This is a genomic window from Methylobrevis albus, assembly GCF_015904235.1.
GTDB classification, from domain to species: domain Bacteria; phylum Pseudomonadota; class Alphaproteobacteria; order Rhizobiales; family Pleomorphomonadaceae; genus Methylobrevis_A; species Methylobrevis_A albus.
The window spans coordinates 78553-100144 of record NZ_JADZLT010000051.1; the positions used below are offsets into that span (position 1 = coordinate 78553).

Annotated in this window: 21 protein-coding genes; 9 read left to right on the forward strand and 12 right to left on the reverse strand. The window is 69.8% G+C overall.

Annotation, left to right across the window (positions count from 1 at the left end; all coding sequences use genetic code 11):
* Window positions 1-15: 15 nt before the first annotated feature.
* The 6 genes from I5731_RS12845 to ccoN form a co-directional block, all read right to left on the reverse strand.
* Window positions 16-552, reverse strand: a complete 537-nt coding sequence (locus I5731_RS12845) for a FixH family protein (protein ID WP_197311804.1) — start codon at window positions 550-552, stop codon at window positions 16-18.
* 32 nt (window positions 553-584) lie between these two features.
* A complete protein-coding gene (gene ccoG / locus I5731_RS12850; RefSeq protein WP_197311805.1) occupies window positions 585-2066 on the reverse strand; it encodes a cytochrome c oxidase accessory protein CcoG in 1482 nt (493 codons plus the stop codon).
* Window positions 2067-2290: 224 nt separating this feature from the next.
* On the reverse strand, window positions 2291-3169 hold the full coding sequence (gene ccoP / locus I5731_RS12855; RefSeq protein ID WP_197311806.1) for a cytochrome-c oxidase, cbb3-type subunit III: 879 nt from the start codon (window positions 3167-3169) through the stop codon (window positions 2291-2293).
* Window positions 3170-3173: 4 nt separating this feature from the next.
* The gene (locus I5731_RS12860; RefSeq protein WP_197311807.1) at window positions 3174-3329 is read right to left on the reverse strand and encodes a cbb3-type cytochrome c oxidase subunit 3; all 156 of its coding nucleotides are present in this window, start codon (window positions 3327-3329) and stop codon (window positions 3174-3176) included.
* Window positions 3330-3353: 24 nt separating this feature from the next.
* On the reverse strand, window positions 3354-4085 hold the full coding sequence (gene ccoO / locus I5731_RS12865; protein ID WP_197311808.1) for a cytochrome-c oxidase, cbb3-type subunit II: 732 nt from the start codon (window positions 4083-4085) through the stop codon (window positions 3354-3356).
* A gap of 10 nt (window positions 4086-4095) precedes the next feature.
* On the reverse strand, window positions 4096-5763 hold the full coding sequence (gene ccoN / locus I5731_RS12870; RefSeq protein ID WP_197311809.1) for a cytochrome-c oxidase, cbb3-type subunit I: 1668 nt from the start codon (window positions 5761-5763) through the stop codon (window positions 4096-4098).
* 332 nt (window positions 5764-6095) lie between these two features.
* On the opposite strand from ccoN, the gene I5731_RS12875 reads away from it, so the two are divergent.
* From I5731_RS12875 to I5731_RS12890, 4 genes are all read left to right on the forward strand, one after another.
* Window positions 6096-6494, forward strand: a complete 399-nt coding sequence (locus I5731_RS12875; protein ID WP_197311955.1) for a DUF2852 domain-containing protein — start codon at window positions 6096-6098, stop codon at window positions 6492-6494.
* Window positions 6495-6663: 169 nt separating this feature from the next.
* Window positions 6664-7437 (forward strand): M48 family metallopeptidase, encoded by a 774-nt coding sequence (locus I5731_RS12880; protein ID WP_197311810.1) that lies wholly within the window; start codon window positions 6664-6666, stop codon window positions 7435-7437.
* Between the two features lie 88 nt (window positions 7438-7525).
* Window positions 7526-8113, forward strand: coding sequence for a DUF4893 domain-containing protein (locus I5731_RS12885; protein WP_197311811.1), 588 nt, complete (start codon window positions 7526-7528; stop codon window positions 8111-8113).
* Between the two features lie 162 nt (window positions 8114-8275).
* Window positions 8276-9277: an adenosine kinase gene (locus I5731_RS12890; protein ID WP_197311812.1), complete on the forward strand. Its 1002-nt coding sequence runs from the start codon at window positions 8276-8278 to the stop codon at window positions 9275-9277.
* A gap of 503 nt (window positions 9278-9780) precedes the next feature.
* On the opposite strand, the gene ubiB is transcribed toward I5731_RS12890, so the two are convergent.
* Together ubiB and ubiE are read right to left on the reverse strand one after the other, a co-directional pair.
* Entirely contained in the window at window positions 9781-11322 is a 1542-nt protein-coding gene (gene ubiB, locus I5731_RS12895; protein ID WP_197311813.1) for a 2-polyprenylphenol 6-hydroxylase, read from the reverse strand.
* Between the two features lie 17 nt (window positions 11323-11339).
* Window positions 11340-12107: a bifunctional demethylmenaquinone methyltransferase/2-methoxy-6-polyprenyl-1,4-benzoquinol methylase UbiE gene (gene ubiE / locus I5731_RS12900; RefSeq protein ID WP_197311814.1), complete on the reverse strand. Its 768-nt coding sequence runs from the start codon at window positions 12105-12107 to the stop codon at window positions 11340-11342.
* 158 nt (window positions 12108-12265) lie between these two features.
* Between ubiE and mutM the strand changes: the two genes are divergently transcribed.
* From mutM to dnaA, 5 genes are all read left to right on the forward strand, one after another.
* The gene (mutM, locus tag I5731_RS12905; RefSeq protein WP_197311815.1) at window positions 12266-13129 is read left to right on the forward strand and encodes a bifunctional DNA-formamidopyrimidine glycosylase/DNA-(apurinic or apyrimidinic site) lyase; all 864 of its coding nucleotides are present in this window, start codon (window positions 12266-12268) and stop codon (window positions 13127-13129) included.
* An 82-nt stretch (window positions 13130-13211) separates the two neighbouring features.
* Window positions 13212-13985 carry an enoyl-CoA hydratase gene (locus I5731_RS12910; RefSeq protein WP_197311816.1) on the forward strand — a complete coding sequence of 258 codons (774 nt, stop codon included), beginning with the start codon at window positions 13212-13214 and terminating at the stop codon, window positions 13983-13985.
* Window positions 13986-14216: 231 nt separating this feature from the next.
* Window positions 14217-14483, forward strand: coding sequence for a 30S ribosomal protein S20 (rpsT, locus tag I5731_RS12915; protein WP_197311817.1), 267 nt, complete (start codon window positions 14217-14219; stop codon window positions 14481-14483).
* A 691-nt stretch (window positions 14484-15174) separates the two neighbouring features.
* Window positions 15175-15624, forward strand: coding sequence for a rhodanese-like domain-containing protein (locus tag I5731_RS12920; protein ID WP_197311818.1), 450 nt, complete (start codon window positions 15175-15177; stop codon window positions 15622-15624).
* 397 nt (window positions 15625-16021) lie between these two features.
* On the forward strand, window positions 16022-17521 hold the full coding sequence (dnaA, locus tag I5731_RS12925) for a chromosomal replication initiator protein DnaA (protein WP_197311819.1): 1500 nt from the start codon (window positions 16022-16024) through the stop codon (window positions 17519-17521).
* 460 nt (window positions 17522-17981) lie between these two features.
* Here dnaA and I5731_RS12930 read toward each other — a convergent pair whose 3' ends face one another.
* From I5731_RS12930 to I5731_RS12945, 4 genes are all read right to left on the reverse strand, one after another.
* Window positions 17982-19613, reverse strand: a complete 1632-nt coding sequence (locus I5731_RS12930) for an ABC transporter ATP-binding protein (protein WP_197311820.1) — start codon at window positions 19611-19613, stop codon at window positions 17982-17984.
* Window positions 19610-20077, reverse strand: a complete 468-nt coding sequence (locus tag I5731_RS12935) for a type II toxin-antitoxin system VapC family toxin (RefSeq protein WP_197311821.1) — start codon at window positions 20075-20077, stop codon at window positions 19610-19612. The genes I5731_RS12930 and I5731_RS12935 overlap by 4 nt, the downstream gene beginning before the upstream one ends.
* Before the next feature lie 6 nt (window positions 20078-20083).
* Window positions 20084-20413 carry a hypothetical protein gene (locus tag I5731_RS12940; RefSeq protein WP_197311822.1) on the reverse strand — a complete coding sequence of 110 codons (330 nt, stop codon included), beginning with the start codon at window positions 20411-20413 and terminating at the stop codon, window positions 20084-20086.
* Between the two features lie 82 nt (window positions 20414-20495).
* Window positions 20496-21575 carry an ABC transporter permease gene (locus I5731_RS12945; protein ID WP_235981782.1) on the reverse strand — a complete coding sequence of 360 codons (1080 nt, stop codon included), beginning with the start codon at window positions 21573-21575 and terminating at the stop codon, window positions 20496-20498.
* Window positions 21576-21592: the final 17 nt, after the last annotated feature.

The window sequence follows — 21592 nt, forward strand, 5'->3', positions numbered from 1 at the left end:
GCGCCACGGCGATCGTCATGGCAGCATCACCCGGTTTTCGGAGCGGAACACCGCCTCGCCGCCGCGCGACAGGCTGAGGCGCGCGATGCGCTGCCCGGCGCCGGCGGGGAGCTCCGCGACATAGCGGCCGGCGCCGTTTTCTTCGAGCGCGACGGTGACGTCCAGCCGGCGGTCGGCCGGGTGCTCGAACGTCACCGCCGCCTCGAGCCCCGCGAGCGGACTGCCCTCCGCGTCGCGGGAATCGACGACGACCGTGCGCGGTCCACCGGCCCGGCCGATTTCGAGCGAGACCTGCCAGTGCCGCTGCGCCTGCGCCGCCGCGGCGTCGACGTCGCTGGAAAAGGCGAGGCCGGCCTTGTAGGCGCTTTCGACCTCGACGCCGCCGAAGCTCGACAGCGCGTACTTCACGAGGAAGAAGTTCGCCGCGAAGATCACTCCGAAGAAGCCGAGCACGCAGGCGAGCACCATGCGGCCGGTGAGACGGCGGCCGGCGTGGCCGGGCCGCTCGCCCCCGGGAAGGGGCACGCGGGGGGCTTGCAGTTGGGTCGGCATGGCTCGGCTCCGCCTGTTCGGGCTGTCGAGGGTCATCTGGTCCGGAAGTTGTCGCCGGCCGTCGCTTGCTCCCCGGTGGTCAGGTTTTCTACAGCGACGGTGATCGGCACGACTTGATCCAGCGCAACGGTCGCCGCGGCCTCGGCGTGCAGCGACAGCACCATGCGCATCTCCCGGGTCTGGTCGCGGCCGACGGTGACGACCGGCACCCCGTCGAGGGTCTCGGCGCCGATCACCTCGACGCCGACCCCCGGCAGGCCGCCGACGACGATGCGCAACTGCGCCGCGGCGGTGGTCTTGTTGACGAGCCGCAGCGTGTAGCCGTTGCGCACGCCGCCGTCGGAGAGGCGGACGAACACCGGGTTGCGGTCGTGGATCACCGCGACGTCGGTGGTGGTACGGGTCGCGAGCGCCGTCAGCATCACCGCGCCGACGGCGACGATCAGCGCCGCATAGAGCACGGTGCGCGGACGCACGATGCGGCGCACCTCCGGCCGGCCCTCGATGCGCGCGCGCACGTTGAGCTCGGTGTCGTAGGCGATCAGCGCCGTCGGCCGGCCGACCTTCTCCATCACCGCGTCGCAGGCGTCGATGCAGAGGCCGCACTGGATGCAGTCGAGCTGCAGCCCGGCGCGGATGTCGACGCCGGTCGGGCAGGCGGCGACGCACTGGCCGCAGTCGACGCAGTCGCCGGCAGGCTGCGCGGCGGCGCGCGCCGCGGTCGCCTTCTTGAACGACATGCGCGGCTCGCCGCGGTCGTAGCGATAGGTGACGTTGAGCGCGTGCTCGTCGGTCAGCGCCGCCTGGATGCGCGGCCACGGGCACATGTAGGTGCAGACCTGCTCGCGCATGTGGCCGGCGAGGAAATAGGTCGTGCCGGTCAGCACCGCGATCCAGCCATAGGCGACCAGCGGCGCGGTGCCGGTGGCAAGCTCGGCGACCAGCGTCGGCGCGTCGGCGAAGTAGAGCACCCAGGCGCCGCCGGTCCACCAGGCGATCAGCAGCCAGATGCCGTGCTTGGCGGTGCGCTTGGCGAGCTTCTCCGCGCTCCACGGCGCCGCGTCGAGCAGCAGCCGGGCGCGGCGGTCGCCCTCCACCATGCGCTCGACGCCGAGGAAGAGGTCGGTCCACACCGTCTGCGGGCAGAGGTAGCCGCACCAGATCCGCCCGGCGACGGCGTTCATCAGGAACAGCGCCAGCGCGGCGAGGATCAAGAGGCCGGTGACGTAATAGAATTCCTGCGGCCAGATCTCGACGAAGAAGAAATAGAACCGCCGCGCCGGGAAATCGATCAGCACCGCCTGGCCGGGGGCATCCGCGCCACGGTCCCAGCGCACGAAGGGCAGCAGGTAGTAGATGCCGAGCGTCACCAGCAGCAGGACGGTCTTGATGCGGCGGAAGCGGCCGTGCACGGCGATCGGCTGGATCTTGCGCCGCGCGAAGTAGAGCGGGCCCTCGTCCGGGTCGCCGCCGTGGTCGGCGTTGCGGTGATCGATCTCGATGGTGGTGGTCATGGTCTTCGCAAGGCCCTTTCGGCCGAAAATCCCTCCCCCTCGTGGGGAGGGTGGCCCGGCCGAAGGCCGGGTCGGGAGGGGTCCAGCGGCGCCTCATGTCGCTGAGAGGCCGCACCCCTCCCGGCTCGCTACGCTCGCCACCCCTGCTTCGGAGCCACGGGTCTCCTCCGCCTGCTGCGCAGCCCCACAAGGGGGAGGGACTATGCCCGAGCCCCCTTGCCCCCTTACTCCCCGCCGCCGAAGGCATGCACGTAGACGACGAGCGACTTCACCGTCGCGTCGTCGAACCGGCCGCCCCAGGCCGGCATCACGCTGGCGCGGCCGTTGGTGACGCCGGCGGCGATGCTCGACTCGTCCGAGCCGAACAGCCAGATCGCGTCGGTGAGGTCGGGCGCGCCGACGTCGCGGTTGCCCTTGCCGTCGTCGCCGTGGCAGGCGGCGCAGTTGTCGGCAAAGACCTGCGCGCCTGCGGCGAGATCGGTCCCGTCCGGCACCTCCTGCCCCGACAGCGAGCGCACGAAGCGCGCGACCGCCGTGATGTCGGCGCGCTCGAGCAGGCCGTCGCGGCCGAAGGCCGGCATGTCGGTGATCCGGGTATCGGGATCGGCCGAGCGGATGCCGTGGCGGATGGTCGTCTCGATCGCCTCGAGCGAGCCGCCCCAGAGCCAGTCGTCGTCGTTGAGGTTCGGATAGCCCTTGGCGCCGCCGCCGCCCGCGCCGTGGCAACCGGCGCAGTTGTCGAGGAAGGTGGTCCGCCCCTGCGCCATGGCGAAGGCCTGCAGGGTCGGGTCGGTGCGGATGGCGGCGAGGTCGGCGGCGTCGATCTGCGCCGTCATGTCGCCGCGCGCCGCCTGCAGCGCCGCGACGTCGCTCGCCACCGCGCCGCGCGACGACCAGCCGATCACGCCGGCGGTGTGGCCGGTGATGAGCGGCCAGGCCGGATAGACGACCATGTAGCCGATGGCGAACACGATCGAGGCGTAGAAGCTCCACAGCCACCAGCGCGGCAGCGGCGTGTTGAGCTCGCGGATACCGTCCCACTCGTGGCCGGTGGTCTCGGTGCCGGTGACGTGGTCGACGGGTTTGTGATCATGGGCGTTCATCGGCTCAGTCCTCGCTAAGCGGCAGGCGGGCGGCTGCGTCGAAGCGGCCCTTCCGGGAGGGGGAGAGCGCGTAGGCGAGCACCACGAGGAAGACGCCGACGAAGTAGGCGAGGCCCCAGGTCTGCGCGAAGTGCGCGAGCATCATGTAGGTGTCGGACATGTCGAAGATCCCTTTCCCGAGCCTTCAGCGCAGGTTGGCCTTGTCGTCGTAGAGTTTGAAATCGACCAGGGTGCCGAGCATCTGCAGGTAGGCGATCAGCGCGTCGGCCTCGGTGATCCGGGTCGGATCGCCGTCGAAGTCGCGGATCTGCACCTTGGGATAGCGGGCCTCGAGGTCGCCCGGATCGGCGTTCGGATCGGCCTGGCGCCAGGCGTCCGCCTTGGCGTCGGCGACCATCGCGTCGTCGTAGGGCACGCCCAGCTTCGCCTGGATGGCGAGATCCTGGCCGAGGTAGTCGAGTTCCAGCGTGCGCTGGGCGAGCCAGGGGTAGGCCGGCATGATCGAGGTCGGCACCACGGCGCGCGGGTCGTCGAGATGCTCGCGCTGCCAGGCGTCGGAGTACTTGCCGCCGACGCGGGCGAGGTCCGGGCCAGTGCGCTTCGAGCCCCACTGGAACGGCCGGTCGTACATCGACTCGGAGGCCAGCGAGTAGTGCCCGTAGCGCTCGACCTCGTCGCGCAGCGTCCGGATCATCTGGCTGTGGCAGTTGTAGCAGCCCTCGCGGACGTAGATGTTGCGGCCGGCGAGTTCCAGCGGGGTGTAGGGCCGCATGCCCTCCACCTTTTCGATGGTGCTCTTCAGGTAGAAGAGCGGGGCGATTTCGACGAGGCCGCCGATGGCGATCACCACCAGCACGCCGATCAGCAGGATGATCGAGTTCTTCTCGAAGACCTGATGCTTCTTCCAGAGCGACATGGGGTGTTCCTCACTCGGCCGGGATGACGGCGGAGCCGACGACGGGGCGTTCGGCCTCCGCCGGCTCGACGGACGTGACCGTCCGCCACAGGTTGAAGGCCATCAGCAGGGCACCGGCGAGGAAAAGGACGCCGCCGAGCGCACGGATGATGTAGAAGGGATGCATCGCCTCGACGGTCTCGACGAACGAGTATTCGAGGAAGCCGAGCGATGTATAGGCGCGCCACATCAGGCCCTGCAGGATGCCGGCGACCCACATAGACGTGATGTAGAGCACGATGCCGAGGGTCGAGATCCAGAAGTGCCATTCGACGAGCTTCAGCGAATACAGCTGCTTGCGGTTCCAGAGCCAGGGAACCAGGCAGTAGATCGCGCCGAACGAGATGTAGGCGACCCAGCCGAGCGCGCCGGAATGGACGTGGCCGATGGTCCAGTCGGTGTAGTGGCTGAGGCTGTTGACGGCCTTCACCGACATCAGCGGGCCTTCGAAGGTCGACATGCCGTAGAAGGCGACCGACACCACCATCATGCGCAGCACCGGGTCGGTGCGCAGCTTGTCCCAGGCGCCCGACAGCGTCATCAGGCCGTTGATCATGCCGCCCCAGGAGGGCATCCACAGCATGATCGAGAAGGTCATGCCCAGCGTCTGCGCCCAGTCGGGCAGCGCCGTATAGTGGAGATGATGCGGACCGGCCCAGATGTAGAGGAAGATCAGCGCCCAGAAGTGGATGATCGACAGGCGGTAGGAATAGACCGGTCGCTCGGCCCGCTTCGGGATGAAGTAGTACATGATGCCGAGGAAGCCGGCGGTGAGGAAGAAGCCGACCGCGTTGTGGCCGTACCACCACTGCACCATCGCATCCTGCACGCCCGACCAGACGATGTAGGACTTCGGCGACCACAGCGACACCGGCAGCGCGGCGTTGTTGCCGAGGTGCAAGACGGCGATCGTCGCGATGAAGGCGAGGAAGAACCAGTTCGCGACATAGATGTGCGGCTCGCGGCGCTTCGCCAGCGTCGCCATGAAGACGAGGAAGTAGGTCACCCAGACGATGGTGAGGAAGAGGTCGGCGTACCACTCGGGCTCGGCGTATTCCTTGCCCTGGGAGATCCCGAGCAGATAGCCGGTGCCGGCGACGACGATGAAGAGGTTGTAGCCGAGCACCACGAACCAGGGCGAGAGATCGCCGGCGAGCCGGGCGCGCGAGGTGCGCTGCACGACGTAGAGCGAGGTCGCCAGCAGCACGTTGCCGCCGAAGGCGAAGATCACCGCTGAGGTGTGCAGCGGCCGCAGCCGGCCGAAGCTGGTCCACGGCAGGTCGAAATTCAGGATCGGGAAGGCGAGCTGAAAGGCGATCAGCACGCCGATCAGGAAGCCGGCGATGCCCCAGAACATCGACGCCACGGTCGCGAACTTGATCGGGCCGAGATTGTAGTTCGGGCGGCCGTCCGGCAGGACCTGCGGCACGGGCTCGGCGGCGCGCGCGCCATAGCGCTTGCCGATCGCATAGACCGAGCCGGCCGCCGCCAGCATGAAGACGACCGCGTGGAAGCCGTAGCCCGGATCCTGGGCCTTGCCGGCGATTACGAAGCAGAGCAGGGCGAGGAGGCCGGCAACGATGCCGAGCCCCGTTTCGCCCCAAGTCGGCTGCTTCCCCGACGAAAGAGAGTGTGCCATCAGCGCCGATCCCGATCGTATTGCAAGGATCCGGCAGCCACCGGATCCTCTCGTGGATTCCGCCGAGCATTAGGGGCGGCCGGCCACCGGCTCCTTGATCTGCGTCAAGCGCCCGGATCGGCGGCGGCAAGGGGCGGCCGCGCCGGCGAAATCCGGCAGCCGCCATCGCGCCGCCGCGAAGCGATCCTGAAATTCGCCGGAATCATCCTTGAAGAAAGCGAGTAACGGACCAGCCGTCCCGGCAAGTCCAAAAAACAGTTCACACCATCTTGAATTGGCGGCGCCCCGGGGCCACCTCGTTATTCGTGGATGTTCTAACGAGGGGATACGCGATGAGACAGTCATGCATGGTGAAACCCGGTTGGAGCCCGATGTCGATCGGACTTATGGTCCTCGGCTTCATCGTGTTCTGGCCGTTGGGTCTGGCAATGCTCGCCTATATTCTTTGGGGTGATAAAATGAACGGACGCTTCGCAACGGCCAAGGCGCGCTTCGATGACGTGACGCGCGACTTCGATTTCGGGCGCGGCACCGCCGCCCGCACCGGCAACGTCGCCTTCGACGAGTACCGCGAGCGCGAGCTCGCCCGGCTCGAGGAAGAGCGTCGCAAGATCGATGCGATGCGCAGCGAGTTCGACGAGTTCCTTCGCAACCTCCGGCGCGCGAAGGATCAGGAAGAGTTCGACCGGTTCATGGCGCGCCACAACAACGTCGGCGACACCCCCGCCTGAATTTCCCCATCTTCCTGACCTCCAGGCCCGGGAGGAGGCGCAAGCCTCCTCCCGGTGTCGTTTCCGGCCCCTGCGGCCGGGCGCAGTCCGGCCGATCGCCCGGTGGCCCGCGCCATCGCGTCCCGCGCCGTTCCCTTCCCCGCCGTCCCGCGCTAGCCTCGCGCCCGAGATGACTCGCGCACTCCCCCGCCTGATCGCCCGCCTCCGCCGCCCTGCGCCGCCGCGTGCCGCGCTGCCGGCGAGCCTTGCCGTCGAGATCGGCGGCGCCGCCGTGGAAGTGGCTCTGCGCGTCAATCCGCGCGCCCGCGCCTATACGCTGCGCCTGAAGCCGCCGGCACACGAGCCTGTGCTGACGTTGCCGTCGAACGGCACCCTCGGGCAGGCGCGCGCTTTCCTCGACCGGCACCGCGACTGGCTCGGCCGTCATCTCGCCGCCAAGCCGGCGCGGGTCGCCTTCGTGCCCGGCGCGCTGGTGCCGCTGCGCGGCGAGCCGCACCGCCTCGTCGCCTCCGGCCGGCTGCGCGGCACGGTGGCAGCCGGCATCGCCGAGGACGGGCCGATCCTCACCGTGCCTGGCGACGCCGGCACCCTCGACCGCCGCGTGCACGATTTTCTGCGCAAGGCCGCCCGCGCCGATCTCGAGGCCGCCGTCGCGCGCCATGCGGCGGCGCTCGGCAAGCGCCCGCGCAAGCTCACCCTGCGCGACACGGTCTCGCGCTGGGGCTCGTGCTCGTCGGCCGGCGACCTGTCGTTTTCCTGGCGCCTCATTCTCGCCCCGGGTTTCGTGCTGGATTATCTCGCCGCGCACGAGGTCGCCCATCTCGCCGAGATGAACCACGGGCCGGACTTCTGGCGCCATTGCGTGCGGCTCTGCCCGCGGACCGAGGAGGCCCGGGCCTGGCTGAAGGCGAACGGCGCCGCGCTGCATCGCTACGGCGCCTGACCGGCGGGGCGTTCCGCCGCCGGGGCGGGTGCCGGTCCTTCGGACCCGGCTGGCCCGCCGGCCGAGTTTCAGAGAAGTGGAGCATCCCGTGTCGCGTTCTCCCGTTCTCTTCGCCGCGACGCTGGTCGTCGCCGCCACCGCACTCGCCGCCGCCGACGGCAATCTCGCCGAGCGCACCCTCGCCGCCGCCGACCGCGCCCGCCTCGCGGACTTCGCCGCGACGCGGGACGCCGTGCTGGACGAGGTCCGCCCCGCCGTCGCGGGCGCCGACGCCCGCACCCTCGCGGCGGCGCTGGAGCCCGAGCCGCAGCCGATCCTCGGCACGGACCTGCGCGGCGACTATCGCTGCCGCACCCTGAAGCTCGGCGGGCCCCTGCCCTTCATCGCCTACGGCTGGTTCGACTGCGCGGTCGAGGACGACGACATCGGCTACCGGCTGGTGAAGACCTCCGGCTCGCAGCGCCTCGCCGGCCATTTCATCGACGCCGCCGACGACCGGCTGATCTACTACGGCGCGCTGCACTACGCGGACGAGCCGGCCAAGGCCTACGGCGACGATCCCGAGCGCGACCAGGTCGGCTACCTCTTCCGGACCGGCGAGGGCCGCTACCGGCTCGAACTGCCGCGCCCGCGCCTCGAATCGCAATTCGACGTGCTGCTGATCGAGCCCCGCTGACCAGGGGGCACCGGATCGCGCCTTTCGCCCGCTTGCCGCCCCGATGCGGGCGCGTCGCGCGCTTCGCCGCCTTGCAGCATCGGGGCGACGCACTATAAGTCGGTGCGTCTCGGGCGGGACGGCCGCGCGGGGCGGCCGGCGCGGGGCATGGCGGGAGCCGGCATGCAGGCGACGCGGTTCGACGTACTCACCATCGGCAACGCCATCGTCGACATTCTCGCCCGGGCGGAGGACGATCTCCTCGTCGCCGAGGGCCTCACCAAGGGCATGATGCGCCTCGTCGACGCCGGCCAGTCGGCGGCGCTCTACGCTCACATCGGCCCGGCGATCGAGGCGTCCGGCGGCTCGGCCGGCAACACCGCCGCCGGCCTCGCCTCGCTCGGTCTCGCCACCGCCTATATCGGCAAGGTCGCCGACGACCACCTCGGCGGCATCTTCCGCCACGACATCACCGCCCAGGGCGTCCACTTCGCGACGACGCCGCTGGTCGGCGGGGCGCCGACCGCGACCTCGATCATCCTGATCACGCCGGACGGCGAGCGCACCATGAACACCCACCTCGGCGCCTGCACCGAGCTCGGCCCCGCCGACATCGACGCGGCCGTCGTCGGCGCCGCCGGCGTCACCTATCTCGAGGGCTATCTCTGGGACCGGCCGAACGCCAAGGACGCCTTCCGCGCCGCCTGCGCCATCGCCCACGCCCACGGCCGCAAGACGGCGATGACCCTCTCCGACAGCTTCTGCGTCGACCGCTTTCGCGCCGAGTTTCTCGAGCTGATGCGCAGCGGCACCGTCGACATCGTGTTCGCCAACGACACCGAGCTGAAGGCGCTCTACGAGACGTCCAACCTCGACGGCGCCGTCGCGCTGCTCCGCGCCGACTGCGCGCTCGCCGCCGTCACCCTCGGCGCCGAGGGGGCGCTCGCGGTGACGCGCAGCGAGATCCACCACGCCCCCGCCTTCCCGGTCGAGCGCGTCGTCGACCTCACCGGCGCCGGCGACCAGTTCGCCGCCGGCTTCCTCGCCGGCATCGCCCGCGGCCTCGACCTCCGCGAAGCCGCCAGCCTCGGCTGCCTCTGCGGCACCGAAGTCATCGGCCACATCGGCCCGCGCCCGGCGGTGTCGCTGAAGGACCTCGCGGGGCAGTCGGGGTTTGTGATCTGAAGGGCTTTTGATGGCGGTGGTAGCGGAGAGGCTGTTACTCGTCCCGGCCGGTCCTCCGGACGGGCCACCCCTGCTCCGAAATCACGGGTCTCCTCCACCTGCTGCGCAGCCCCACGAGGGGAGGGATCCCGTCTCCCTTCCGCGTCCCCTCTGGCCGTCATCCCCGCGAAAGCGGGGATCCAACCATCCGCGCGTGAGGCGTTGGTCGAGGCGCCGGGGCATGGACCGCGAGTCCGCCCATGCGGTGAATTGGATCCCCGCTTTCGCGGGGATGACGGCGGAGAGGACGGGGGACGAGGCACCGCCATCACCCCTCCCGACCCCGCTCCGCGGGGCCACCCTCCCCACGAGGGGGAGGGATGGTGCTCCCCATCCGCTCTGCATCTGGGTCTAAGGCACGGATTCTACAGGGATTTCTGAGAAAACATCCCTCCCCCTCGTGGGGAGGGTGGCCCCGCGAAGCGGGGTCGGGAGGGGTCAGCAGCCTCTCCCCATAAAAAACCTCACCCCACCCAAACCCCCACCGCAATCGCCGCCAGCGCCACCGCCCCGACCCAGATCGCCGCCGTGCGCGAGCGCTCCGCCTGCGACCCGCGCCCCTCGTGCTCCACGGCGAGCCGCAGGGCGAGCGCGTCGGCGCGGGCGGCGAGCTCTGGCAGCGCCGCGGCGAAGCGCACGGCGCCTTTCAGGTCGCGGGCGGCGTCCTCGATCATGCCGCGGGGCCCGAGGTTGCGCTCGATCCAGGCGCGCACCACCGGCTCGGCGGTGCGCCACATGTCGAGCTGCGGGTCGAGCGTGCGGGCGACGCCCTCCACCACCACCATGGTCTTCTGCAGCATGATGAGTTCGGGCCGCGTCGCCATGTCGAACAGCTCGGTGACTTCGAAGAGCTGCGTCAGCAGCCGCGCCATCGAGATGTCCGCCGCTGTGTGCCCCTGCAGCGGCTCGCCGATCGCCCGCAGCGCCTGCGCGAAGCTCGCGACGTCGTGGTGTGCCGGAACATAGCCGGCTTCGAAATGCACCTCGGCGACGCGGACATAGTCGCGGGTGATGAAGCCGTAGAGGATTTCCGCGAGGAAGCGGCGCTCCTTGACCCCGAGCCGGCCCATGATGCCGAAGTCGACGGCGACGATGGTGCCGGACGGGTCGACGAAGAGGTTGCCCTGGTGCATGTCGGCATGGAAGAAGCCGTCGCGCAGCGCGTGGCGCAGGAACGACTGCATCAGCAGCGCGCCGAGCGCCGGCCCGTCGTGGCCGGCCGCCGCGATGCCGTCGAGGTCGGAGAGCTTCAGCCCCTCGATCCACTCCATGGTGACGACCGACTTCGACGACCGCATCCAGTCGACCGACGGCACCCGGAAGCTGGCATCGTTCGCGATGTTCTCGGCCATCTCCGACATCGCCGCCGCCTCGAGGCGGAAATCCATTTCGAGCGCCACCGAGCGGGCGAGCGTATCGACCACGGCGAGCGGCCGCAGCCGGCGCGAGCGCGCGTGGAAGCGCTCGACCAGCCGGGCGACGCGGTAGAAGCCGGAGAGGTCGGCGTTGAAGCGGGCGGCGACGCCGGGGCGCAGCACCTTGACCGCCACCGTGCGGCGGCTGCCGTCCGGCTCGGCGATCTCGGCCTTGTGCACCTGCGCGATCGAGGCGGCCGCGAGCGGCGGGCTGAAGCTCGTGAAGATCGCCTCGACCGGCCGGCCGAGCGCCGCCGCGATCTCGGCGCGCGCCGCTTCCTCGCCGAAGGGCGGCAGGTTGTCCTGCAGCGCGGTGAGCTGGCGCGCGAAGTCGCGCCCGACGAGGTCGGGCCGGGTCGCGAGGAACTGGCCGAGCTTGACGTAGGACGGCCCGAGCCGGTTCAGCGCCGTGGTCAGCCGTTCCGAGCCGCCGCGCCGCGCCGCGGCGCGGCGCTGGATCAGCGCCGCCAGCCGCACGGCGAGCCGGACGCCGAGCGGCACCGGTTCGGGCAGCGGCAGGACGGTGATCACCCCTTCGCGCGCGAGCACGTAGCCGGCGCGTGCCAGCCGCGCGAAATCGCCGAGCGCCATGCGCCGGTCCCTTCCGCTCAGATCTTGACGCCGACGTGGATCGCCGCCACGCCCGCCGTGAGATTGGTGAAGCCGACGCGGGCGAAGCCGGCGTCGCGGATCATCTGCGCGAAGCGCTCCTGGTTCGGGAAGCGGCGGATCGATTCGACGAGGTAGCGGTAGCTCTCCTCGTCGCGCGCCACGACCTTGCCCATCAGCGGGATGACCTTGAACGAGAAGAGATCATAGGCCTTGTCGAGGCCGGGCAGGTCGACCGCCGAGAACTCGAGGCAGAGGAAGCGCCCGCCGGGCCTGAGCACCCGGAACGCCTCGCTGAGCGCCTGGTCGATCCGCGGCACGTTGCGGATGCCGAAGGCGATCGTGTAGGCGTCGAAGCTCTGGTCTGGGAACGGCAACGCCTCGGCGTTGCCCTCGACGAAGTCGATGCCGGCGATGCCGCGCTTGTCGGCGCGCTCGCGGCCGACGGCGAGCATCGAGGCGTTGATGTCGACGACGGTCGGCACCGCGTGGCCGCCCGAGCGCTCGTGGATGCGGAAGGCGATGTCGCCGGTGCCGCCGGCGACGTCGATCACCCTGAACGGCCGCGGACCCTTGCGCGGCGGCGCGAGGCGCGAGACGAACGCGTCCTTCCACAGCCGGTGCATGCCCCCCGACATCACGTCGTTCATCAGGTCGTAGCGCCGGGCGACGTTGTGGAAGACGGCATCCACCATCTCCTGCTTTTCTGCGACGTCGACGTCGCGGAAGCCGAAACTCGCCGTCGATCGCTCCGTCTGGCCGGTCATCGCATCCATCTCCCTCGCAGCGTCCCGGGCGGCCGTGCAGTGCGGCACGGCCCGGGGCGACGGGCCGGACCATAGCCGAAGCCGTCCGGGCGCGCTATCTTGTCGGACGCGGCCGATCCGGCCGGATTGTTTCCGGAACGAGGCCGAAGCCCGACGCGATGCCCGAACTTCCCGAGGTCGAGACCGTGCGGCGCGGCCTGCAGCCGGTGATGGAGCAGGCGGTGATCCGCGCCGTGGAGCTTCGCCGCCCGGACCTGCGCTTCCCGTTTCCCGAAGGTTTCGCGGCCCGCCTCGCCGGCCGGCGGATCGCCGCGCTCGGGCGGCGGGCGAAGTATCTCGTCGCCGACCTCGACGACGGCGCCCACCTCGTCATGCACCTCGGCATGTCCGGCTCGTTCCGCTTCCGCACGGCGGCGGAGGCGCGCACGCTGGTGCCGGCGACCACCTATCATCTGAAGGAAAAGTTCGCCGCGCACGACCACGTCGTGTTCGCCTTCGAGGACGGCGCCGAGGTCACCTACAACGACCCGCGCCGCTTCGGTTACATGACGCTGGTCGAGGCGGGCGGCTTGCCGGCGCATCCGCTGTTTTCCGGCCTCGGGCTGGAGCCGACCGGCAACGCCCTCGGCGGCGCGGTGCTCGCCGCGCTGTTCGCCGGCCGGCGCACGCCGCTGAAAGCCGCGCTGCTCGACCAGCGCCTGATCGCCGGGCTCGGCAACATCTATGTCTGCGAGGCGCTGTTCCGCGCCGCCCTGTCGCCGCTCCGCCTCGCCGGCACGCTGACCGCCGCGGAGGCCGACGCCCTCGCTGCCGCGATCCGCGCCGTGATCCTGGACGCGATCGCCGCCGGCGGCTCGTCGCTGCGCGACTATGTGCAGGCGGACGGCCAGCTCGGCTATTTCCAGCACAGCTTCTCCGTCTACGGCCGCGAAGGCGCGCCGTGCCCGCGCTGCGGCGCCCCGATCCTGCGGACGGTGCAGTCCGGCCGCTCCACCTTTCACTGCGCGGTCTGCCAGACCTGACCGCCGCCCGATCCGCCGCCCAAGGCGGGGGAGGGCGACCGGCCCGCGCCCCGTCCTCGAAAACCGCTCTCCGGGAGATCCGATGCTCTTCGACACCATCGCCACCGAAACAACCGGCCGCGTCGCGCTGATCCGCCTCGACCGGCCGAAAGCGCTCAACGCGCTCAGCGACCAGCTGCTCACCGAACTCGGCAAGGCGCTCGACGCCTTCGAGGCGAACGACGGCATCGGCGCGATCGTGCTGACCGGCTCCGAGAAGGCGTTTGCCGCCGGCGCCGACATCAAGGAGATGGCGACGAAGGGCTTCGTCGACGCGCTCAACAGTGATTTTGCGGCCAAGGTCGACCGGGTCGCGCGCTGCCGCAAGCCGGTGATCGCGGCGGTCGCCGGTTTCGCCCTCGGCGGCGGCTGCGAACTCGCCATGGCCTGCGACTTCATCCTCGCCGCCGACACCGCCCGCTTCGGCCAGCCCGAGATCACCCTCGGCATCATGCCAGGCATGGGCGGCACCCAGCGGCTCACCCGCCTCGTCGGCCGCGCCAAGGCGATGGAGATGATCCTCACCGGCCGGATGATCGACGCGGCGGAAGCGGAACGCGCCGGCCTCGTCGCCCGCGTGGTGCCGGCCGACAAGCTGCTCGACGAGGCGCTCGCCGCCGCCGAAAAGATCGCCGACTTTTCGGCCCCGATCGTGCGGCTCGCCAAGGAGAGCGTCAACCAGGCCGAGGAAATGTCGCTCGCCGACGGGATCCGCTTCGAACGGCGCGTCTTTTATGCGATGTTCGCCACCGAGGACCAGAAGGAGGGCATGGCGGCCTTCACCGAGAAGCGCACGCCCCACTTCAATCACCGCTGAGGCGCCCCGGATCGGCGCCGGACCGCCGCCGGCCTTGCGCTTTGACGGTGAGCCGGCATTGACGCGCCGCGCCCCAGCGACTATAAGCGCGCACCGAAACGGGTGGCGACCTTGTCGCCGCCACGACCATACGTTCCACCCGACTGGACCGAACCGAGCGGCGCCCCGCGAAGGCTGGGCAGCGATGTTTCGTCCGGGCCGGGTCGCCAAGGCTCAAGGAAAGGCTCCTCGATGGCCAATACGACGTCGGCCAAGAAGGCCACCCGCAAGATCGAACGCCGCACGGCGCAGAACAAGGCCCGCCGCAGCCGCATGCGCGGCTTCGTGCGCAAGGTGGAAGAGGCGATCGCCGGTGGCGACCAGGCCGCTGCCGCCGAGGCCCTCAAGGCGGCGCAGCCGGAGATCCAGCGCGCGGCCAGCAAGGGCATCGTGCACAAGAACACCGCCTCGCGGAAGGTCTCGCGCCTCGCCGCCCGGGTGAAGGCGCTCGGCGCCTGACATCGGTCGCGATGGCGGGCGAAGGGTTGTCCGCAGCGCGGACTGAGGCGCCGGTTTTCCGCTACGCATAGAACGCATATCTCTGTCAGAGAGCCCGGCGCCCGTGCCGGGCTCTCTGCGTTTTCAGGCGCTTCGCCGGCTACCCTCTCTGCGCCGGCACTCGTCGGACATGTCAACAAATATCTTTTAAAATCAATGGCCTAGAGAATGGTCGGTTTTCTCTGGGCAGAATCGGGACGCTGCGAGACCGACGCCGCCGAAGTTTTTTCCTGCTGCGCAATCATGGCATCCTGTGTGACCGCAAGGACGCACATTCGGGAATCCACAGGTCCCGCAAGGTGTTCGCTCCACCCTCCCGGCGCCTGTGGACATCCTCCGGCCGGTCCGGCCCCGCGGCGTTAACGAGTCGTCAACTTTCCCGTCTTGCCGCTGGGCGGCGGCCTATGTATCTTCGGAACCAAGATGGACGGGCGGCAAGAAAACGCACGATCAGGTCAGTCACTTCCAGGGTAGAACAAGGTTTCTCGGTCAAGGCCGAAGTAGATCGGGTTTCCAAGGAACAAGGCGACCGGCAGTCCGGAAGACATGGTGGCGGCGACGGCCAGAGGTCGTGCCGCGCCGATCAGTGTCTTCGTTCCCAGACATTCGCAACTTACGGGGCGGCCGGAGTGCTTCCGGTCGAGGTTCAGTCATGGTTGAAGACCGGCGACCCTATGCAGGCGACATCGATGTCGCCGACCTGTGGGCGCAGCTTCAGGCCGGCACGGGGGCGGTCCTCGTCGACGTCCGGACCAGGGCGGAATGGGCCTTCGTCGGCGTGCCGGATCTCGGCAGCGTCGGCCCCGCGCCGGTGCTCGCCGAATGGCAGCGCTATCCGGCGATGGACCGCGCGCCCGAATTCGTCGCCGAGGTCGGCGCCGAACTCGACCGGCGCGGGGCGGCGCCGGGTAGCGGCACGCCGGTGTACTTCCTCTGCCGGTCGGGCGCGCGCAGCGCCGCGGCAGCGGCGGCGATGACGGCGGCGGGCTACGGCCCCTGCTTCAACGTCACCGACGGGTTCGAGGGGCCGGTCGGCCCCGATGGTCATCGCGGTACGGTCGGCGGCTGGAAGGCCGCGGGCCTGCCCTGGAAGCAGTCCTGAGGCGCAAGGCACGCCGGGACGGCCGCGAGTTTCTTCAGTGAACGAGTGCGTAGGCAAGCAGCGTCGGCACCGAATGCGGTCCGGGCGAGGGATTTTTTTCTGCCGGCTCAGGGATCGGCAGGGGCCGGCTGCGCGTCCTCGACAGGGGAGGCGCTGCCGGTGAGGGCAACGGGCTGACGCGCCCGGCGCCGAAACGGGGAAGGCCCGGTTCTTGCGAGACCGTTCTCGCAAGGCCCGGGTCCTGGGTGACGGCCGGACCTTCAAGGCAGGTCCGGCTCCGGTCACGGATGCCCGAACGGGGATCCGCGCACCGGGACGACGGATGGACATGGGATGCACGGTCCCGGCGCGTGGCGGACGCGCGGGTGGTCGGTGCAGGGCACTCAAGGAGGCTTCTATGGCGGGCACGGAACTCTACGGCAGCGAACAGGAACCGGCCCGGGGCGGCGACGGCGACGCCTGGGCGCGGGTTCGTTCCCGGCTGAAGGCCGAGCTCGGCGACGAGGTGTTCTCCTGCTGGTTCGCGGGCATGAACCTCGAGGCGATCGAGAACGGCACGGTGACGCAGTCCGTGCCGAGCCGCTTCCTGAAGTCGTGGATCTCCACCTATTACCGCGACAAGCTCACCGCGCTCTGGCAGGCCGAGAGCGGCCAGGTGCGCAAGATCGAGGTCGTGGTGCGCACCGCCGCCCGCAGCCGCACCGACGCCGTGGTCGAGGCCGCGCCGAAGCTGCCGCTGCGCGCCGTCTCGCCGCGGGCCGACGAGCCGCGCGGCGAGGCCAAGGTGATCCGCCCGGCCTCGTTCGCCGCCGCGGCGCCCGCCCCCGCCACCACCTCAGCGATCGAGGACGCCGCCTCGCCGCTCGACAGCCGCTTCACCCTCGGCACCTTCGTCGAGGGCGCCTCCAACCGCTTTGCCCTCGCCGCCGCCCGCCAGCTCGCCGAGGGTCCGCGCGCCAGCGGCGTCTCCTTCAATCCGCTCTTCGTCCACGCCGCCGTCGGCCTCGGCAAGACGCATCTCCTGCAGGCGATCGCCAACGAGATCCGCGAGAAGCGCCCCGAGGTGAAGGTGCTCTACCTCACCGCCGAGCAGTTCATGTACCGCTTCGTGCAGGCGCTGCAGAGCAATTCGGCGATCGCCTTCAAGGACGCCCTGCGCGGCATCGACGTGCTGCTGATCGACGACGTGCAGTTCCTGCACGGCAAGCAGCTGCAGCAGGAATTCTGCCACACGGTGAATTCGCTGATCGACGGCGCCCGCCAGGTGGTGGTCGCGGCCGACCGGCCGCCGATCGAGCTCGAAACCCTGGACGAGCGCGTCCGTTCGCGCCTCGCCGGCGGCCTGCTGGTCGAGATCGGCGCCCCGGACGCCGCGCTGCGCCGCGCCATCGTCGAGCGCCGCATCGAGATCGCGCGCCTGCAGCATCCGAACTTCACCGTGCCGGAGGAGGTCTCGGACTACATCGTCCGCAATATCGCGACCTCCGGCCGCGACCTCGAGGGCGCGGTGACGCGTCTGCTCGGCCACAACCAGCTCACCGGCGCGCCGATCTCGCTCGCCATGGCGGAAGTGACGCTGAAGGACCTCATCCGCGGCACCGACCAGCGCAAGGTCAAGATCGAGGACATCCAGCGCGTCGTCGCCAAGCACTACAACGTCTCGAAGCAGGACCTCTTGTCGAGCCGGCGCACCCGCTCGATCGTCTGGCCGCGCCAGATCGCGATGTTCCTTGCCAAAACCCTCACCCTGCGTTCGCTGCCGGAGATCGGCCGCCGCTTCGGTGGCCGCGACCACACCACCGTGCTGCACGCGGTGCGCAAGGTCGAAGGCCTCGTCGCCACCGACGAGGCGCTGGCCCAGGACATCGAGATCCTGCGCCGCATGCTGGACAACTGAGGGCGAAGTTCAGGCCGATCTGCCTTCGCGGCTGCCGCCGCGTGAGGGCTTTCAGCGACGGCCCTCCGGGCCGCTCAAGATGCGGACCTGGCCAAATCCAACAGCCGTTGCCCTCCGTCATCGCCGCGCTTGAGCGACGGCCGTCCGGAGAGAGGTCCGAGCGACCGGCGGTCGCCCGGTTTTCAGCCTCACTCCCGTCATCACCGGCCTTGAGCCGGTGACCCACTCGCCTTCCTGAACGGGGTGGCGTTTGCGATGGAATTATTCAAATAAACCAGACTCTTGGCTCGAACCATGCCGCACGGCTATTGGGTCGCCGGGTCAAGCCCGGCGATGACGATCGAGAGGGGGTTCATCGGAGCCGAAGTCCGGCGGGTCAAGCCCGGCACAGGACGACGGCGGGGGTGAAAATGCGGGGCGGGCATCAGGTCCGCTACCCTTCGCCCATGGCCCACTCCCCCTACTGCGACACCGCCGCCGTGTGGTCGGTCTCGAGCCGGAGCGCCGCGGCCATCAGGGCGCGGGTGTAGTCGGACTTCGGCGCCGAAAACACCTCCGCCGCCGGGCCGCTCTCTTCCACGATGCCGCCGCGCATCACCACCACGTCGTTGGCGAGCGCCTTCACGACGCGCAGGTCGTGGCTGATGAAGAGATAGGCGAGGCCGTGCCGCTGCTGCAGGTCGCGCAGGAGGTCGACGACCTGGGCCTGCACGCTCATGTCGAGCGCCGAGGTCGGCTCGTCGAGCATGACGAACTTCGGCTCCAGCACCATCGCCCGGGCGATCGCGACGCGCTGGCGCTGGCCGCCGGAGAACTCGTGCGGATAGCGGTGGCGCGACTCCGGGTCGAGGCCGACCTCCTCCAGCGCCTTGACGACGCGGCGCTCGCGCTCGGCGGCGGGAAGGTCCGGCGCGTGCACGGAGAGCCCCTCCTCGATGATCTCGCCGATCGCCATGCGCGGGCTGAGCGAGCCGTAGGGGTCCTGGAACACGATCTGCATGTCGCGGCGCAGCGGCCGCATCGCCTTGACGTTGAGCCCGCCGAGCTCGCGGCCGAGGAAGACGATCCGCCCCTCCGACGAGATCAGCCGCATCATCGCGAGGCCGAGCGTCGTCTTGCCCGAGCCGGATTCGCCGATGACGCCGACGGTCTGGCCGGCGCGCACCGTGACGTCGATGCCGTCGACCGCCTTGATGTGGCCGACGGTGCGGCGCAGGAAGCCGCGCTTGATCGGGAACCAGACCTTGAGGTCTTTCACCTCCATCACCACCGGCGCGCTGGCGTCCGACAGCGGCGGCTCGCCCTTCGGCGCCGCGGCGAGCAGCTTCCGCGTATAGGCGTGCTGCGGCCGGGCGAACACCTCGGCGGTCGGGCCGGTCTCCACGATGCGGCCGGCGGTCATCACCGCGACCTTGTCGGAGAAATGCTCGACGATGCCGAGGTCGTGGGTGATGAAGAGGATCGCCATGCCGCGGCGCGCCTGGATCTCCTTCAGGAGCCGCAGGATCTGCGCCTGCACGGTGACGTCGAGCGCCGTGGTCGGCTCGTCGGCAACCAGCAGGTCGGGTTCGTTGGCGAGCGCCATCGCGATCATCACGCGCTGGCGCTGGCCCCCGGAGAGCTGGTGCGGATAGGCGTCGAGCCGGCTTTCGGGATCGCGGATGCCGACCTCGGTGAGGAGTTCCAGCACCCGCGCGCGGATCTCCCGCGTGCCGAGCCCGCCGTGGATGCGCAGGATCTCGCCGATCTGCCGCTCGATGGTGTGCAGCGGGTTGAGCGAGGTCATGGGTTCCTGGAACACCATGGTGATCTCGTTGCCGCGCACCTTGCGCAGCTCCTCCTCGTCGGCGGCCAGCAGGTCGCGGCCCTTGAAGAGGATGCGCCCGCCCGGATGCGAGGCGGAGGGATAGGGCAGCAGCTTCACCACCGACAGCGCCGTCACCGACTTGCCGGACCCGGATTCGCCAACGATCGCCAGCGTCTCGCCGCGCTCGAGCGTGAACGACACCCCGTCGACCGCCACCATGGGCGGCGCGTCCGGCCGGGAGAAATGCACGGAAAGATCCTCGACGACGAGGAGAGGCGTGGTCATCCGGCGTCTCGCAGCAACTGATCGACGGTCTCGATCGTGGGAAGGAGGGGCGACAGGCCGAGTTTGCCGGCTATCGTGGCGGCGCGGGTATCGGCGCTCAGGAACACCTCGGCTCCGGCGATGAGCGCGGTCGCGAGATGAACGGCGTCGGGTAGTTTCAACGCCGCGAAACGGGCGCGCAGCAGGGCGGACTCCATCAGCACATGCCGATCGACGGTCCGCACCTCGACGCCCGGCGTAGCCCCGAGGAAGGTCTCGTAGAGCTTGACCAGCCCGCGTGCCCGCGCGTCTTCGGGATCGGTCTCGGTCGCCTTCAGCGGCCCGACGAGAACTTCGGCAAGGGTCAGTTCGCTCGTCACGAGGCCGGGCGCCTGCGTGATCGCGAGCGTGCGGAGGCGGCGCGACACCATGCCGTCATCCTCGAACATGGCAATGACGACGTTGCTGTCGACATAGATGGCCATCCGCCGTCAATCGTCCCACTCGTCGCGCAGCGCCCGCACCCGCGCGACAGCCTCGTCGATGGTGATATGGCCAGTCCGGGGACGCCGATCGAAGAGTTCGGTCAAGCTCGGCCGCGGCCCATCCCGCCGCGCGCCGAGCAGCCCGTAGCGTTCGAGTGTCGCCGTGAGTTCGGCATGCACTGCTGCCGCGCTCTGTCCCGGCGCATCGCCAGTGACGCTCGCCGCGGGCGCGACCTCCGCCACGGTCACCAGCACGCGGTGCTCGGGATCGATGTCGCCGCGGAGATCCTCCGGCAGTGCGCCGGCGAGCATTTCCTTTGCGATGATCCTGTTCACGGCCGCATCCTCCTCGCCTGGCGGCAGTCTACCACGCGCATCCCCGGCCTGGCACGCGGAGCGCCGGCGCTCACGAGCCCCGTCATCGAAACGTCTTGCGCGGGTCGAACGCGTCGCGGACACCTTCGCCGACGTAGATCAAGAGGCTCAGCATCGCGGCGATCACCACGAAGCCGGAGAGGCCGATCCACGGCGCCTGCACGTTGTTCTTGCCCTGGTTCAGGAGTTCGCCCAGCGACGGCGAGCCGGGCGGCAGGCCGAAGCCGAGGAAGTCGAGCGAGGTCAGCGTCGTCACCGAGCCCGACAGCACGAAGGGCATGAAGGTGAGCGTCGCCACCATGGCGTTGGGCAGCACGTGGCGCACGATGATGGTGCGGTTGCGCACGCCGAGCGCCCGGGCGGCGCGGACATATTCGAAATTGCGGGCGCGCAGGAACTCCGCCCGCACCACGCCGACCAGCCGCGTCCAGGAGAAGAGCAGCAAGATGCCGAGCAGGATCCAGAAGCTCGGCACGAAGATCGAGGCGATGATCAAGAGGATGTAGAGCTCGGGCAGCGAGGTCCAGATCTCGATGAAGCGCTGGAACAGCAGGTCGGTCCAGCCGCCGAAATAGCCCTGGATCGCGCCGGCGGCGACGCCGATCACCGAGGAGACCACGGTGAGGATCAGGCCGAACAGCACCGAGATGCGGAAGCCGTAGATCAGCCGGGCGACGATGTCGCGGCCCTGGTCGTCGGTGCCGATCCAGTTCCAGTTGCCGACCGTGCAGTTGATGTCGTCGACGCCTTGCGGATAGCGGGCGCAGCGATCCTCCTTGGACATCATCCACGACGGCGGCGCCGGCGCCGGCACCGGCAGCTCGTTGTTGACCGTGCGGTAGGAGTAGCGGATCGGCGGCCACAGCATCCAGCCGTTCGCCAGCACCTCGTCCTGGATGAACGGGTCGCGGAAATCGGTCACGGCGAGGAAGCCGCCGAACTTCTCCTCCGGATAGTCGATCGTCGCGGGAAACAGCAGTTCGCCCTTGTAGGAGGCGAGCAGCGGTCGGTCGTTGGCGATCACCTCGGCAAAGAGGGTGAGCACGAACAGGATGCTGAAGATCCACAGCGAGACATAGCCGCGGCGGTTCGCCTTGAAGTTCTGCCAGCGGCGCCGGTTCATCGGCGACAGCGCAAAGC

Coding starts and splice junctions, on each gene's coding strand:
- I5731_RS12890 (WP_197311812.1), top strand. CDS start 8,276: ATGCAGGCGACGCGGTTCGACGTACTCACCATCGGCAACGCCATCGTC.
- rpsT (WP_197311817.1), top strand. CDS start 14,217: ATGGCCAATACGACGTCGGCCAAGAAGGCCACCCGCAAGATCGAACGC.
- ubiB (WP_197311813.1), bottom strand. CDS start 11,322: ATGGCGCTCGGCGATTTCGCGCGGCTGGCACGCGCCGGCTACGTGCTC.
- ccoP (WP_197311806.1), bottom strand. CDS start 3,169: ATGAACGCCCATGATCACAAACCCGTCGACCACGTCACCGGCACCGAG.
- I5731_RS12845 (WP_197311804.1), bottom strand. CDS start 552: ATGCCGACCCAACTGCAAGCCCCCCGCGTGCCCCTTCCCGGGGGCGAG.
- I5731_RS12930 (WP_197311820.1), bottom strand. CDS start 19,613: ATGACCACGCCTCTCCTCGTCGTCGAGGATCTTTCCGTGCATTTCTCC.
- ccoO (WP_197311808.1), bottom strand. CDS start 4,085: ATGTCGCTCTGGAAGAAGCATCAGGTCTTCGAGAAGAACTCGATCATC.
- I5731_RS12860 (WP_197311807.1), bottom strand. CDS start 3,329: ATGTCCGACACCTACATGATGCTCGCGCACTTCGCGCAGACCTGGGGC.
- I5731_RS12935 (WP_197311821.1), bottom strand. CDS start 20,077: ATGGCCATCTATGTCGACAGCAACGTCGTCATTGCCATGTTCGAGGAT.
- ccoG (WP_197311805.1), bottom strand. CDS start 2,066: ATGACCACCACCATCGAGATCGATCACCGCAACGCCGACCACGGCGGC.
- ccoN (WP_197311809.1), bottom strand. CDS start 5,763: ATGGCACACTCTCTTTCGTCGGGGAAGCAGCCGACTTGGGGCGAAACG.
- I5731_RS12880 (WP_197311810.1), top strand. CDS start 6,664: ATGACTCGCGCACTCCCCCGCCTGATCGCCCGCCTCCGCCGCCCTGCG.
- ubiE (WP_197311814.1), bottom strand. CDS start 12,107: ATGACCGGCCAGACGGAGCGATCGACGGCGAGTTTCGGCTTCCGCGAC.
- I5731_RS12920 (WP_197311818.1), top strand. CDS start 15,175: ATGGTTGAAGACCGGCGACCCTATGCAGGCGACATCGATGTCGCCGAC.
- dnaA (WP_197311819.1), top strand. CDS start 16,022: ATGGCGGGCACGGAACTCTACGGCAGCGAACAGGAACCGGCCCGGGGC.
- mutM (WP_197311815.1), top strand. CDS start 12,266: ATGCCCGAACTTCCCGAGGTCGAGACCGTGCGGCGCGGCCTGCAGCCG.
- I5731_RS12910 (WP_197311816.1), top strand. CDS start 13,212: ATGCTCTTCGACACCATCGCCACCGAAACAACCGGCCGCGTCGCGCTG.
- I5731_RS12945 (WP_235981782.1), bottom strand. CDS start 21,575: ATGAACCGGCGCCGCTGGCAGAACTTCAAGGCGAACCGCCGCGGCTAT.
- I5731_RS12875 (WP_197311955.1), top strand. CDS start 6,096: ATGAGACAGTCATGCATGGTGAAACCCGGTTGGAGCCCGATGTCGATC.